This is a genomic window from Blautia sp. MB18-30, assembly GCF_023669475.1.
Classification (GTDB): Bacteria; Bacillota; Clostridia; order Lachnospirales; family Lachnospiraceae; genus Blautia_A; species Blautia_A fusiformis.
Map to the genome: position 1 here is coordinate 1 of NZ_JAMOYY010000009.1, position 14,874 is coordinate 14,874.

The following is a 14,874-nucleotide window of genomic DNA, read 5'->3' on the forward strand; positions in this document are numbered from 1 at the left end:
GGCATACGGGAACAGTATAAATATAGCTTGTGGACACTGTGTAAGACATTGCAGTACCGTAAGGTGTTTGCCAATGCAGTAGTGGGAGAAGCAAGAATCCCCCTGCTTTAGCTGTGGGGAGTGTCAAGACGGGTCAGGAATACGAATGTATAAACATCGAAGTCGTATGGCTGTTTTGTATGAGAAAAAACATGACATCATAAAAATAAAATGTACGGACCGTAAGTCCAGATATAAAAATATTTACAGAGAAATGAGAGAAGAACTGAAGCGGGTGATCGGAAGACGTGATATAGATCTGTAGACTGTATGCAAAGGGAATGTGAAAAAGGTATGTTGATCAAAGTGATAGAACCAATTGTATATCTGGTAATTATTATTAATCTGGTGATCGCTATTTCTTATAAAAGAAAATCAAAAAAGACACCAGTTAAGGTTGTCGCACCAATTGTTATATTAGGAATCGGACTCTTTGTTTGCGATACAGTGTATACTCACCGAAGTTTCAGTTCTGTGGAGAAAGCCGTGGAAGCATATGGTGATAATGCTGAGATCATCCGTATTCTGCAGGGAGAAAATTCTACATATGTTATCATGGATAACGAAGGAACAGTAGAGGGGAAGATTTTTCCGGAAAGTTCTGGGAAATGGAAATTGCCGGATTCTATATTTTATGGTACAGGCAGAGAGTATCAAGATGTAAAGATAAATATCGATATGTCAACGATAGAAATCAATGGGGAATGGTATGTACTGGTAGCACCGAATGATGATAATTATGTAATAGCCGATGTGAAGGATTCTGTAGGAACAGAATTTCTGGAAGCAGAAAATAACAAAAATGAAAAGATATGTTATGGATACATGGAACACAAACCGAAAGATTACTGGATTTCTGTAAATGGAGAGAAGATATCACTTGATTAAAAGAATATGTATTGGAAAAGAAAGAGACAATTATACAGAGAAATGATCGACATGTTGAGCAAATCAATTTATTTATGCGTATATGCCCTGGTATTTGGAGGATTACTGAAATCTTTTTATTTCTATTTGGCGCCGGTCGGTGTAATGGAAATTTTGGCGGTTCTGGTAAGCCTGATGATCTCAAATATTCTATTTATTCCTACGGTTATTATACCGTCAAGATGGAAAACCCCTTATAATGTGCCGGATAGTTATAACTGTCAGAATCCATTTTATGTACACGGTATGTTAAATGACAAAAAGGAATCGAAATATGCTCTTCCTATCAGGAAAAACGGAAAGTTAAAAAGTTTTTTGTTTTTGCGAAAAATAATGATTCTGTGGCTGGGAGTGTATTTTACATATCTGGGGATGCAGTATGTAAATCCAGGTATAAATAGTACAGTGATAGAAATCCTTCTGAATATCTCGCTGGCTTTTATGATCATGGCAAGATCATGCATGTGGATATTTTATGTGAAATTTTATAAAAAGAATTATAAATACCCAACAGATAAAGAAGGAAATTGGGCGCCATTCAGTTTTCTGTGCCAGAATATCAATATGTATTATGAAAATCCGGTGTGTTACAGGGATTTACAGATACATTCTGATGTAATGGAAAAAGATTTTGGAATTTATCAATATATAAATACGTATAAAGCTCCTCGAAATGGAAAAACTTTTTTCTACAGATATGACAAAACAGATGAGATACATATTTTGGCATATGTAAAAACAGATTTGTTTCAGGAAGCGGATATCGGAAAATTAAATAAAGCTTTTGTAGAATTTTGGAAACAGTATATTACAACGAAAGAGGAAAAAAAGGAAATATATTTTTCCTTTGTGCTGGAAGTAGAAGATGATAATCGTGTTCTGAAGAGCATTGTACGGAATAATTCAGGGATAATGATGTATAAAAGACGATACCGTCTTGGAGCGGTATATAACCGTTATTATAATCGCTTGGAAATCCTTCCGTTATATAGATATTCGAGATGTAAAAAACAATATGAGAAAATGAAAAAAGATCTGTTGGATTGTCTGGGAATATCGGATGTTGTACAGGCCTGATGACTAGGGGGGATCATAATAAACCGAAAAAGAAAAAATAATATACTTGGAAAAATTTTGTTATTTTGTATTTTATTTTTGTCATATCGTTGGATTTTTGAAGATGATAGATTCACATTTGGAGTAGCCGGTTTGGGATATTTGGCATTGACTGGATGGGTATTCAGATTTGGCGGAACACCGGATCAGGATATTTCTTCGGAAAGTGTAGATGAAAATCCTTTATATGTTTATGGGATGATGAGAAAAAATCGAAAATGACTTTCCGGAATCAGAGGGTGTTTTCTGTTTCAAATGTTGCTTTTGACAGATGTTTTTTTTGCAGCAGTATATTCCTGTTGGAAATGTTGGACGAATAGCAGTGGGAATGATGCGATTGAAAAAGCGTTATTATCACTGCATATTTTAATGACAGCGGGGTATGTTCAATTTTTGAAGCATAGTGCTAGGATTCATGCAAGAAGCTACATGTATATAGAGAATAAAAAAGGAATCTGGATGCCATTCAGTTTTATTTGTTGCAAATATGAGAGGTTAATAGATATCAAAATAACTTTTCCAGAAGAGGTCGAAGAACGAAACGTTGTATTTGAAAAAGGGCTTTTACATAACCAGTATCAAAAAAAGTCAGAATATGAACTGGATGAAAAAGGAAAAGTAAGTTTTTTCAAGAAAAATAGAAATAATCAGGTGAATATCTGGGCGCTTATAGATATTACAGATATGGATAGAAATGATGTTTTGTTGTTAAATGATAAATTTGCAGAGTTCTGGATCAATGAGATGACCAGAGAAGAAAAAAAGAAGGATATTCGTTTTACATTTGTGATCCAGGTAGATGAAATAAATGATTACCTGCAGGAAACTTTTTATGAAAGCGGGGGAATCTTTATGGATAAGCACAGAAGCCGGCTGCCTGTATTATATGTACGCAAACACGATATCCTGAAAGTAAAATGGGCTGATGATGATTCAAAATATATAAGTATCAATAAGGAAATGAGAAAAGAGTTAAAGAAAATATATGATGATTCGGAGATAGAATCCATTAATAGCTGAAGAAAGGAATCATATGGCGAATCTGATATCCTTAGAAGTCCATTACCTTTAGGTGATGGGTAGTTCACTCGGCCACAACCGAGTCAGTCATGACCGAATAAAAAATATGTACATATCTACTCCTTAAACCTGCAAAGTGCCTTCTGCTGTGCTCCATAAATGGAGTGATTTCCATTGACCAGATAAGCGAGGATGCATACCAGGATAAGGGGGATGGTGTTTCGGGTGCCGAAGACTTCCAGGCCGATGAGGATCGGGGCGATGAGGGTGTTGGTGGCGCTGCCGAATACTGCGGCGTAGCCGAGGGCTCCGCAGATCATGGGAGGGATCCCTAGGATGGAACCTAGGACGACTCCGAGGGAAGCGCCGATGGAGAACAGTGGCGTTACTTCGCCGCCCTGAAAACCGATGGCAAGTGTAAATACAGTAAACAGAAGCTTCAGAATCCAGTCATATCCGTAAATCGTTTCTCCGGCAAAGGAAGCGGAGATGAGATTGGTTCCAAGACCTGTGTAGCGTCCGCCGTGGATCACAAACAGCAGAGCTGCCAGTGGAATGGCCATGACACCGATGCGGATCAGCGGATTTGAGATTTTTTTCCCGAATAATTTCTTTGCTTTCTGAAGAAGTACGGAAAAGCATCGTCCTGCTAGACCAAAGGCAAGTCCGAGAGCAATGAGAGAGATCATGCTTCGGAGATCGGTTACAGTCCAGGTGTCTTGGATATCCACAGAAAATTTTTCCAGTCCCAGGAAATGAGAGGTGAAGGAGGCTGTATATGCGGCGATAAGTGCCGGCAGCAGCGCATCGTACTCAAGATATCCGGCAACGATCACCTCCATGGCAAAAAATACAGCGGCTAATGGTGTCTGGAACAGACCGCCAAAACCGGCAGCCATACCGGTGATCAGCATGACAGGCTTATTTTCCCGGATATGCAGCCTGCGTCCGGCCTCGTGGGAGAGTGTAGCACCGATCTGCACGGCAACACCTTCACGGCCGGCACTTCCTCCGAAGAGATGAGTGATCCAGGTGCCGAGCATTACCAGAGGGACAAGGGCCAGAGGAATCTGGTCTCTTTTTTTCTGCCCGGTTTCGAAGATCAGGGACATGCCCTTTAAGCTTAAGGTGCTGAAATGATGATACATCCATAAAATAAGAAGTCCGGCCAGAGGCAGGAAGGGCAGCAGGCAGCGCCAGTGTGCAGTGCGAAAAGCAGAGATCGCCAGCAGGCCCCGGCCGAAGATAGTATCTACGATCCCGACGCAGATTCCCACGACCACTGCAAGGACAGCATATTTCAGCTGCAGGATCTGATGTTCTTTTTGGATAGTTTCTTTTGTCATAGTAACTCCTTTCAATCTCCCCGTTTTGAAAAATCCATCAAAAAAAGCTGGTAACCCCGTGCATTGCACAGAAGTCATCAGCTCATTGGCGGTTTCGATAAAGATCGGGGGAGAACTTCATTCCCTTTCTGCCTGAGAGTATAGCATCCGAGGCTGATATCGTCAATAGTCAGACGGAAATCCGGAGTATCTTATTTGTTACAGGTGTGCTATGATTAAACAAATCGGCAGGTTACGGTTGAAGCAGTAAAGCGTAATATGCTGCGACTAAGACTTGCACATATGAGAATGTAAAAATAACGGAGGAGACACCATGGAAGAACCAAGAATTGACAAAACAGTCTATACAGGAAGACCGGAGAACACCGAGGGCCGTCTGGAGAAGGAAATCGCAGTGTACGATTTTCTGGATAGTTTTGGGATTGAATATAAAAGAGCAGATCATGAAGCACTGATGACCATGGAGGCCTGCGAGGCAGTGGATCAGCTTCTGGGGGCGCAGATATGCAAAAATCTTTTTCTCTGCAACCGACAGAAAACGGATTTCTATCTGCTGCTGATGCCGGGAGAGAAGCCGTTTAAAACAAAATTTCTGTCCAAACAGATCGGAACAGCCAGACTTTCCTTTGCAGACGGAGAGCAGATGGAGGAATATCTGAACATTACCCCAGGGTCCTTAAGTCTGATGGGACTGATCTTTGATAAAGAAAAGAAGGTACACCTGGTGATCGATAAAGAAGTCCTGGATGAAGAATATTTCGGATGCCATCCGTGTATCAATACTTCCACTCTGTTGATGAAGACCGGTGATGTAAAAGAAAAAATCCTGCCGGCGCTGGGCCACGAATATCAGGTGGTCGAGCTGCCGACAGAATAGAAAATCAACGTATGGGTGTAAAGTCCTTTTTGTTGGACTCTGCTATGATGTAATGGGGGCGCTGCTTGACCTCCATATAGGTTTTGGCTATGTATTGTCCCATGATACCCAGGCAGAAAAGCTGCAGGCCGCCGATGAAGATGATGACACAGATGGTGGAAGCCCAGCCTGGGACCGGATCATCGAAGATCAGCTTTCGGACGATGATGGCTACCAGGACCAGAAAGGAAAAACCGGTCATGGTCGTTCCGAACCAGGAGGCGATGGTCAGCGGTACCTGAGAAAAATTGATGATGCCGCTGACGGCGTATTTAAACAGCTTCCAGAAGTTCCATTTGGTCTCACCGGCTACGCGTTCGATATTTTTGTAGGGGAGCCAGCAGGTGCGGAAACCGATCCAGCCGAAGATTCCCTTGGAGAAGCGGTTGTACTCACTCATGGAGACGATGGCATCCACCATACTGCGCTTCATCAGACGGAAGTCTCTGGCGCCGTCCACAATATCTGCATCCGAGATCTTATTGATCAGCTGATAAAATTTCCGGGCAAAAAAGCTCCGGATAGGTGGCTCTCCGTCACGGCTGACACGTCTGGTGGCAACGCTGTCATATTCTCCGGATTCCAGCTTCTCCAGCATTTCCGGGAGAAGGGACGGCGGATCCTGAAGATCAGCGTCCATTACTGCTACATAATCGCCGCCGGCATTGCAGAAGCCTGCATACATGGCAGCTTCCTTTCCGAAGTTTCTGGAAAAAGAAAGATAGATCACATGAGGATCCTTTTCGGAAAGCTCTTTTAAAATCTCAAGGGTTCTGTCTCTGGAACCGTCATTCACAAAGATCAGCTCATAATCACAGTTCATTTGCCTGAGGACAGAAGTGGCTTCCGGGTAAAAAAGCGGAAGGGATTCTTCCTCATTGAAGCATGGTATAATTAAAGAAATCATTTTTGCCTCGTTTTCCAGATCATAAAAAATGATCATTTTGGCGGATATCTGTAGTCCGCCCTGGTTTCAGGTTGCTTTTGGATGGGTACTATCATATCATATTTGTCCGGAATCGGCTATAAAACAGGGGATTTTTTTTCTTGCACCGCTGTTTTTTTGTGATAAACTGTAAAAAAAGACAAACAAGAGGTGTGATATGCTGGAAAAATTTAACAGCTTTATAGAGAAATGGATGGCTTTTGTGACGCCGGCCTGTCTGCTTACAGGGGTGCTGTTTCCGGATATTGCGAAGCATGGCGTGCCCTATGTGACGTATGCTTTTGCATTTATGACCTTTATCGGTGCGCTGAAATCCAGGTTCCGTGATGTAGCAGATGTGTTTAAGCGGCCGCTTCCGCTGATCCTGATGTTGCTGATCCTTCATGTGCTGGGACCGGTGGCCGCCTGCGGTCTGGGACATCTTCTGTTCCCGGGCAATATGAATTATATCACAGGAATGGTGCTGGAATTTTCCGTACCTGCAGCGGTGATTAGTCTGATGTGGGTATCCATTTATAATGGAAACAGTCCGCTGTCACTTTCGCTGGTTGTGATCGATACAATCCTGGCTCCCTTTCTGATCCCGGCAGTATTGAAGCTCCTGGTGGGCTCCAGCGTAAAAATGGATACTGTGGGAATGATGAAGGAGCTGGTTTTCATGATCGCTCTGCCGGCAGTCCTTGCCATGTGCCTTAATGAAGTCAGCCATGGAAAGGTTATGGAGACCTGGCCGAAAAAGCTGGCACCTTTTTCAAAAATGTGCCTGATCTTTGTGGTAACCTCCAATTCTTCCAAGGTTTCTCCTTATATGAAGCATCTTAACGGAGAACGGCTGGAGGTAGCAGCAGCGATCCTGGTCCTGGCAGCAGGGGGATATGCCATCGGCTGGATCATTGCCATTCTTACAAGACAGAACAAAGAGGCAACGGTTTCCATGATCTATGGTTCCGGAATGCGGAACATCAGCGCCGGTGCGGTGATCGCGGGAGCGTATTTTCCGGCGGAAACATTATTTCCGGTTATGATCGGAACGTTATTTCAGCAGATCCTGGCGGCTTTTTATGGAAGTATGATGCGCCGGGTCCAGACCGGACAGCAGGAAAGGGAGAAGGAGCATGGAGTTTCAGCATGAATTGATCATTCCCAATGAAGGATTTCCTTTTAAGCTTTTTCTTTTTGAAGGAAGAAACGGAAATTATGTACGGGAAAAACACTGGCATACTTCGATCGAGATCTTTGCGGTGATGGAGGGGAGCCTTTATTTTTATATCGATGAGAACGAGTATCCTCTGAAGGCAGGGGAGTTTCTGATCATTAATTCCAATGAAGTACATTCTATTCAGGCGCCAGTACGTAATGAGACCATCGTACTGCAGATCCCGCTGAAGCAGTTTTCGGATTATTTTACCGCTCAGAGGTTCATCCGTTTTCGGAGCAGAAACGAAGAGTCTGAGGAAACAGACAGGCGGATGGTTTCTCTGATCCGGGAGATGTACCGGGTGTACGTATCCGGGGAAACGGGGTACGAATTCCGTATCAGGGCAGTGTTCTATGAAGTCCTTTATCTTATGGTTTCCGCATACAGGGAAACAGAGGTGGAGGAGAATGCGCTGAAGATCAGCCGCAGATTGGATGCTTTGTCAAAAATAACCACTTATATGCGGGAGCATTACAAGGAGGATCTCAGGCTTTCCGGACTTGCAGCCATGTTCGGATATTCCGATGCATATCTGTCAAGAATGTTCCGGAAATATGCGAAGGTCAATTTTAAGACATATTTACAGGATATCCGCATGGCATACGCCTATAAGGAGCTTTTGCATACAGATCATACCATCAGCTCTATCGCACTTGACAACGGGTTTGCAAGCAGCAGGGCTTTTTCCAGGGAATTTGTAAAGCGTTACGGGATCCTGCCGGGAAGAGTGGAGCGTCAGAATCATAAAAATGTCAAAAAAGTGCTATGAATGAGTCAAGAAAAGCGGCGAAAAGCATACCATGATGTGGTATGCTTTTTTCAGTTCAAAACGAAGATACAGAGAAGCTGTGAAACAGTAATTTTGTAAGGAGGGTTAAATCGTGAAAATTCAGAAAGTAACAGATCCGGCTTTCCGCAGATACGGAAAGGTTCTGGAGGGATACAATTTCGGTCCGCTTCTGAAGGAGATGAAGCATACACCGGTTCCGGAGGATGTGGTATATGTTCCGTCAGCAGAGGAGCTGGAAGCTCTCGATGTGGAAAAAGAGCTGAAAAACAGAGCGTTTGGTGGATTACCTGTCCAGATCGGATATTGCAATGGTCACAATAAAAAGCTGAATGCCCTGGAATATCATCGGAATTCCGAGATCAATGTAGCAGTGACAGATCTTGTACTGCTTATCGGACATCAGCAGGATATAGAAGAGGATCTTACATACGATACCTCAAAGGTGGAGGCATTTCTGGTACCGGCAGGAACTGGGATCGAGGTTTATGCCACAACGCTCCACTATGCACCGTGTCATGTGAATGAGAGTGGATTTCAGTGTGTAGTTGTTCTTCCGAGAGGAACCAACACAGAGATTGATTTTCCGATGTCAGGGGACGGAGAGGACGGTCTGATGACAGCCAGAAATAAATGGCTTATCGCTCATGAGGATGCGAAGATCGAAGGCGCATTCAACGGATTGAAGGGTGAAAATATCACACTTGACTGATGTTGGGTGAAGTGAATAGTTACAAACGAACAATAATATCACCGGTGGAAAATCTGCCGGATATAAAAAGGAGAATGAAGATTATGAACAACATGCCAGAAGTTAAGATCGGAATCGTTGCAGTCAGCAGAGATTGTTTTCCGGAAAGCCTTTCCGTAAACAGGAGAAAAGCTCTTGTAGACGCTTACACAAAGAAATACGATGCAAAGGATATCTACGAATGTCCGGTCTGTATCGTAGAGAGTGAGATCCATATGGTCCAGGCTCTGGAGGATATCAAAAAAGCAGGCTGTAACGCACTCTGTGTATATCTTGGAAACTTCGGACCGGAGATTTCTGAGACCCTTCTTGCAAAGCATTTCGAGGGACCGAAGATGTTTATCGCAGCAGCTGAGGAAACACAGGATAATCTCTGCCAGGGACGTGGAGATGCTTACTGCGGTATGCTGAATGCAAGCTACAACCTGCAGCTTCGTAATGTAAAAGCCTATATTCCGGAGTATCCGGTAGGTGATGCAGAGGACTGCGCGGATATGATCCATGAATTCCTTCCTATCGCAAGAGCGATCGAGGGATTGAGCAACCTGAAGATCATCAGCTTCGGACCGCGTCCTACAAACTTCCTTGCCTGCAATGCACCGATCAAACAGCTTTACAACCTTGGCGTTGAGATCGAGGAGAACTCAGAGCTGGATCTTTTCGAGGCATTCAACAAGCATGAAGGTGATGAAAGGATCCCGGCGCTCGTAAAAGAGATGGAAGAAGAGCTTGGTGCGGGAAACAAGAAACCTGAGATCCTTCCGAAGCTTGCACAGTACGAGCTGACTCTGAAGGACTGGGTAAGAGATCACAAAGGATATCGTAAATATGTAACACTGACAGGAAAATGCTGGCCTGCATTCCAGACACAGTTTGGATTTGTTCCATGTTATGTAAACAGTCGTCTGACAGCACAGGGCATTCCGGTATCCTGTGAGGTTGATATCTATGGTACATTAAGTGAGTTTATCGGACAGGTAGTAAGTGATGATATCGTTACACTTCTTGATATCAACAATTCCGTTCCGAAGGATATGTACAAAGAATCTATCGAAGGAAAATTCAACTATACACTTCAGGATACCTTTATGGGATTCCATTGTGGAAACACAGCATCCAGCAAGCTGTCCTTCTGTGAGATGAAATATCAGATGATCATGGCAAGATCCCTTCCGATCGAGGTTACAAACGGAACTCTTGAGGGAGATATCAAGCCTGGCGATATCACCTTCTATCGTCTGCAGAGTACAGCGGACAACAAGCTTCGTGCATATATCGCACACGGCGAGGTTCTTCCGGTTGCAACACGTTCCTTCGGTGCTATCGGTGTATTTGCAATTCCGGAGATGGGACGTTTCTACCGTCACGTGCTGATCGAGGGAGGATTCCCGCATCACGGTGCTGTAGCATTCGGACATCACGGAAAAGCTCTCTTCGAGGTGTTCAAATACATTGGTGTACCGGTTGAAGAGATCGGTTACAATCAGCCGGCAGGCGTGAGATATCCGACAGAGAATCCTTGGAGATAATTAAAACAGGCAGGTAAGATCATCCGTACGTGCTGCCTGATACAAGCAAGTCTCCACTCGCTGCTTATTGCTTTTCGTAACCCCGCAGGGGACTTTCTTGATTTGGTTAAATACGATTCAGAAACCGCGGGCTCTCAGGCGTGCAGGCGCTGCGAACTGAGGGCCGCGGTTTCTGTATTTACAGGAGGAAAAATTACTATGTATTATATTGGCGTTGATCTTGGAACTTCCGCTGTAAAGCTTCTTCTTATGGAAGGATCCGGAAAGATCTGCAACATCGTATCAAAAGAATATCCGCTGTTCTTCCCCCATCCGGGTTGGTCTGAGCAGAATCCTGAGGACTGGTTCGCCCAGAGCATGGAAGGGATCAAAGAGCTCACAGAAGGGATTGACCGCAAAGAAGTAGCAGGAATCGGTTTTGGCGGTCAGATGCACGGTCTTGTAACTCTGGATAAAGATGACAATGTGATCCGTCCGGCGATTCTCTGGAATGACGGCCGTACCGGTGAGGAGACGGAATATCTTAATACGGTTATCGGAAAGGAAAAACTTTCTCAGTATACCGCAAACATTGCATTTGCAGGCTTCACTGCACCAAAGATCCTCTGGATGCAGAAGCATGAGCCTGAGAATTTTAAAAAAGTGGTAAAGATCATGCTTCCGAAGGATTATCTTGCCTATCGCTTAAGCGGATCCTTCTGCACAGATGTATCCGATGCTTCCGGTATGCTTCTTCTGGATGTGAAGAACCGCTGTTGGTCAAAGGAAATGCTTGAGATCTGCCATATCACAGAGGAACAGCTTCCGAAGCTGTATGAGAGCTGGCAGGTAGTCGGAAACCTGAAAGCGGAAGTTGCAAAAGAGCTTGGCTTCTCAGAAGATGTGAAGGTTGTAGCAGGTGCAGGCGACAATGCTGCGGCAGCTGTCGGAACAGGAACGGTTGGCGATGGCCAGTGCAATATTTCCCTTGGAACATCCGGTACGATCTTTATTTCCAGCAAAGATTTCGGAGTAGATGAAAACAATGCACTGCATTCCTTTGACCATGCAGATGGAAGCTATCATCTGATGGGATGCATGTTAAGCGCTGCTTCCTGCAACAAATGGTGGTCAGAGGAGATCCTTAAGACAAAGGATTTTGCGGCAGAGCAGGCACCGATCCAAAAGCTTGGCGAGAATCAGGTATTCTTCCTTCCGTATCTGATGGGAGAAAGATCTCCGCACAACGATCCGGATGCAAGAGGCGTATTTTTCGGAATGTCCATGGATACCACGAGAGCAGATATGACACAGGCTGTTCTGGAAGGAGTTGCTTTCGGACTTCGAGATTCCCTTGAGGTTGCAAGAAGCCTCGGGATCCATATTGAGCGCACCAAGATCTGCGGCGGCGGAGCTAAGAGCCCTCTCTGGAAAAAGATCATTGCAAATGTGATGAACCTGAAGGTGGATGTGCCGGAGAATGAGGAAGGTCCGTCCATGGGCGGTGCAATGCTGGCAGCAGTAGGCTGCGGTGAATACCCGGATGTGGAAACGATCTGTAATAAGCTGGTCAGGGTAGTAGATACGGTAGAACCGGAACCGGAGCTGGTTGCAAAATATGAAGAAAAATACCGGAAATTCCGCAAACTGTATCCGGCAATGAAAGAGCTGTTCAGATAACAGCCATTTTCACGGATAAATATTGTTATGCTTCATAGGTATGGAGCACTGAACGGTTAAAGATCAGGAGCATGTCACAGCTCCTGATTTTTTCTGTACTGTCTTGGTGTACAGCCCTTGATTTTCGTAAAGACCTTTGTGTAATAATTAGAGTCCGAAAAACCGGACAGCAGTCCTGATTCTGTGATAGAACAGGAGGGATTTTCCAGATATTCCAGGCTGCGTTCAATGCGGTATTCCTGGATGTATCCGAAGAGAGTGATATTCATGCATTTTTTGAAAAGCCGGCTGCATTCGCTGGGACTTAAGTGGATCAGGTCTGAAACATCATTCAGGAGGATCTTTTCAGAGTAGTGTTCTGCGATATAGGACATGATCTGACGGATGCGGCGGTAGTTTTCTTCATCCTGACCGGATGGAAGAGTTGTCCGGGAGATTGTATTTTCATACAAGATTTTCCAGAAGTGCTGCAGTCTGGCGATGATCTCAAATTCATACATGGGTTCCCGGATACTGTCCAGGTCGATGATGTCGCGGATATCTTTTATGGCCTCGGAATGCCATTTGCAGGATAGATCAAGCGGTACGGCGGACAGGGAAAAGCTTCGGAGGATCGGTTCTGTATATTTCTGAAAAAGAAGGCTTCCCGAAAATCCGTAGATCAGTTTGGGGTCAAAGGTTATGGGGATATACTGACAGTCCTGATCCTGATACATATATCCGGCATGAAGGGCATTGGCATTGCCAAAGATTGCCTGTCCCTCTTTCAGGTGAAAGGTATTCTGATTGATCTTGTAGAGCATTTCACCCTTTTCGATATAGGTAAGCTCGATCTCCGGATGCCAGTGCCACAGAAAGGAACCGGTCTCATAGCCGGAAAGCCGCTCGTAGCTTACCAGGAATGGGAAGGAGCTGTCTCCGTGTTTTTTCAGTTCTTTTCCGGCGGGATCTGTGATGATCTGCATGGTGTTACCTCCTTCCTTCTGTGCGCGGATCCTGAAGTGTATATCTGCTTTTCATAGTGGAATTTATTTTATCAGAAAAGGCAGAAAATGCAAAGGGATATTCCGGGATCACCACAAAATAATACGGTTTTCACACAAAATTGTTATGGACAGAAAAGACGGAACTGTTATAATAAAAGTACATGAAGCGTTACTATTCACTGGTAATATTCCGCGCATTGCGAAGCGTGTTGCTGAGAACGGAGTGAACAGTAACCATGAAGCGTGACAGAGCGGAAGATTTTTTCAGGTTCTTCCGGATCTGGGGTGTAAACTATATAACAGGAGGAAGAAAAAATGGGAACAATTAAAATTCCGGCAGCAGACGTGCTGAAAAAAATCTATGGCGAGGCAGAGGAGAGCAGTGCCCGTTATACCAATCTTGCTGTGAATTTCGAGAAGAAATATCATCATGACAAGGCAGAGTTTTTTACTGCTCCGGGCCGTACGGAGATCATTGGCAACCATGTGGATCATAACGGCGGTCAGATCATTGCGGCAAGTATCGATCTGGATACCATCGGTGCTGCTTATCCAAACGGAACCAATGTGATCCATATGATCAGTGAGGGTTACAAACAGGAAGTAGTTGTTGATCTTGACAAGCTCAGCACAGAAACCTATACAAAAGGTACAGATGCTCTTGTTGCAGGTATTATGGAGTATATGCAGAAAAAAGGCTATGCTACCGGTGGATTTGACGCTTATGTTTCCACCAGGGTTATTGCCGCTGCAGGTGTAAGCTCCTCTGCTTCCTTTGAGATGCTTGTATGTGCGATCGCCAATTATTTCTTTAATGAAGGTAAGCTGGAGTATGGCGAGTATGCGAGAGCAGGTCAGTATGCTGAGAATGTTTACTGGAAAAAGGCTTCCGGTCTGATGGACCAGATGGCTTGTGCTGCCGGTGGCCCGATCCTTCTGGATTTCTCTGATAAAGAGAATATCAGCTGTGAGAAGATTGCATTTTCCTTTGAGGATATGGGCTGCAGACTTGTGATCGTAAATACCGGTAAGGGCCATGCAGATCTCAGTGAGGAATATTCCTCTATTCCTATGGAGATGCGTGAGGCTGCGAAGGCTATGGGCGTAGAGCTTCTCTGTGAGTCCAGTATGGAGAATCTTCTGGCACATGTGAAGGATATTCCGAATGACCGTGCTGTTCTTCGTGCGATGCATTTTTATGAAGAGAACAGACGTGTTGCAGATGCTGTGAAGGCTGTTGAGAATAAAGACGGTGAGGGATTCCTGCGCCTTCTTGAAGAGTCTGGTAATTCTTCCTGGGAGTGGCTGCAGAACTGTTATTCTCTGCAGAATTGCAAGGAGCAGAAGATTACGTTGAGTCTGGCGCTTACCAAGCTGTTTCTGAATAAAATCGGTGCTGGTATCTGCAGAGTTCATGGTGGTGGTTTTGCAGGAGTTATCATGTGCGTGCTTCCAATCGAGAACGCAGATGCGTATGTGGACTATATGGCTCAGTATGTTGGAAGGGAAAATGTCTATCCGATGAATATCAGGAGTACAGGGGCTGTTCATGTTGAGTGATTTTTGACGGCATAACGAACGTCATGGAGGGCGATTCGTTTCCGAATGCGGCTTTGGCGGCATCCGAAAATGAATCGCCCTTTGCGCTGTACTA

General features: G+C 44.5%; 14 protein-coding genes and 1 riboswitch. Of the genes, 11 read left to right on the plus strand and 3 right to left on the minus strand.

The window, feature by feature from the left end:
• The first annotated feature begins 145 nt into the window (after positions 1 to 145).
• The 4 genes from NCY57_RS05800 (at position 146) to NCY57_RS05815 (ending at position 3,102) form a co-directional block, all read left to right on the plus strand.
• On the plus strand, positions 146 to 304 hold the full coding sequence (locus NCY57_RS05800) for a hypothetical protein (protein WP_173740172.1): 159 nt from the start codon (positions 146 to 148) through the stop codon (positions 302 to 304).
• 29 nt (positions 305 to 333) lie between these two features.
• Positions 334 to 927 carry a hypothetical protein gene (locus NCY57_RS05805; RefSeq protein ID WP_250789545.1) on the plus strand — a complete coding sequence of 198 codons (594 nt, stop codon included), beginning with the start codon at positions 334 to 336 and terminating at the stop codon, positions 925 to 927.
• Positions 928 to 1,689: 762 nt separating this feature from the next.
• Positions 1,690 to 2,043, plus strand: coding sequence for a hypothetical protein (locus tag NCY57_RS05810; protein ID WP_129976250.1), 354 nt, complete (start codon positions 1,690 to 1,692; stop codon positions 2,041 to 2,043).
• A gap of 294 nt (positions 2,044 to 2,337) precedes the next feature.
• Positions 2,338 to 3,102 carry a hypothetical protein gene (locus tag NCY57_RS05815; RefSeq protein ID WP_250789546.1) on the plus strand — a complete coding sequence of 255 codons (765 nt, stop codon included), beginning with the start codon at positions 2,338 to 2,340 and terminating at the stop codon, positions 3,100 to 3,102.
• Between the two features lie 116 nt (positions 3,103 to 3,218).
• On the opposite strand, the gene NCY57_RS05820 is transcribed toward NCY57_RS05815, so the two are convergent.
• The gene (locus tag NCY57_RS05820) at positions 3,219 to 4,448 is read right to left on the minus strand and encodes a chloride channel protein (protein ID WP_250789547.1); all 1,230 of its coding nucleotides are present in this window, start codon (positions 4,446 to 4,448) and stop codon (positions 3,219 to 3,221) included.
• Between the two features lie 61 nt (positions 4,449 to 4,509).
• Positions 4,510 to 4,582: riboswitch (Fluoride riboswitch) on the minus strand.
• 179 nt (positions 4,583 to 4,761) lie between these two features.
• Between NCY57_RS05820 and NCY57_RS05825 the strand changes: the two genes are divergently transcribed.
• Positions 4,762 to 5,325 carry a prolyl-tRNA synthetase associated domain-containing protein gene (locus NCY57_RS05825; protein WP_250789548.1) on the plus strand — a complete coding sequence of 188 codons (564 nt, stop codon included), beginning with the start codon at positions 4,762 to 4,764 and terminating at the stop codon, positions 5,323 to 5,325.
• Positions 5,326 to 5,329: 4 nt separating this feature from the next.
• On the opposite strand, the gene NCY57_RS05830 is transcribed toward NCY57_RS05825, so the two are convergent.
• Entirely contained in the window at positions 5,330 to 6,271 is a 942-nt protein-coding gene (locus NCY57_RS05830) for a glycosyltransferase family 2 protein (protein ID WP_015527465.1), read from the minus strand.
• Positions 6,272 to 6,467: 196 nt separating this feature from the next.
• Between NCY57_RS05830 and NCY57_RS05835 the strand changes: the two genes are divergently transcribed.
• The 5 genes from NCY57_RS05835 (at position 6,468) to xylB (ending at position 12,234) form a co-directional block, all read left to right on the plus strand.
• Positions 6,468 to 7,442, plus strand: a complete 975-nt coding sequence (locus NCY57_RS05835; RefSeq protein ID WP_015527464.1) for a bile acid:sodium symporter family protein — start codon at positions 6,468 to 6,470, stop codon at positions 7,440 to 7,442.
• A complete protein-coding gene (locus tag NCY57_RS05840) occupies positions 7,426 to 8,277 on the plus strand; it encodes an AraC family transcriptional regulator (protein ID WP_059086155.1) in 852 nt (283 codons plus the stop codon). The genes NCY57_RS05835 and NCY57_RS05840 overlap by 17 nt, the downstream gene beginning before the upstream one ends.
• 112 nt (positions 8,278 to 8,389) lie before the next feature.
• Positions 8,390 to 9,007: a DUF4867 family protein gene (locus NCY57_RS05845; protein ID WP_021651856.1), complete on the plus strand. Its 618-nt coding sequence runs from the start codon at positions 8,390 to 8,392 to the stop codon at positions 9,005 to 9,007.
• 83 nt (positions 9,008 to 9,090) lie between these two features.
• Complete coding sequence (locus NCY57_RS05850; RefSeq protein WP_178016047.1) at positions 9,091 to 10,575, plus strand: L-fucose/L-arabinose isomerase family protein; 1,485 nt, start codon at positions 9,091 to 9,093, stop codon at positions 10,573 to 10,575.
• A 198-nt stretch (positions 10,576 to 10,773) separates the two neighbouring features.
• Positions 10,774 to 12,234, plus strand: a complete 1,461-nt coding sequence (xylB, locus tag NCY57_RS05855) for a xylulokinase (protein WP_022426939.1) — start codon at positions 10,774 to 10,776, stop codon at positions 12,232 to 12,234.
• A gap of 74 nt (positions 12,235 to 12,308) precedes the next feature.
• Here the strand turns inward: xylB and NCY57_RS05860 are convergent, their stop codons facing one another.
• A complete protein-coding gene (locus NCY57_RS05860; protein ID WP_250789549.1) occupies positions 12,309 to 13,199 on the minus strand; it encodes an AraC family transcriptional regulator in 891 nt (296 codons plus the stop codon).
• A 345-nt stretch (positions 13,200 to 13,544) separates the two neighbouring features.
• Between NCY57_RS05860 and NCY57_RS05865 the strand changes: the two genes are divergently transcribed.
• Positions 13,545 to 14,780 carry a galactokinase gene (locus tag NCY57_RS05865; protein ID WP_442863819.1) on the plus strand — a complete coding sequence of 412 codons (1,236 nt, stop codon included), beginning with the start codon at positions 13,545 to 13,547 and terminating at the stop codon, positions 14,778 to 14,780.
• Positions 14,781 to 14,874: the final 94 nt, after the last annotated feature.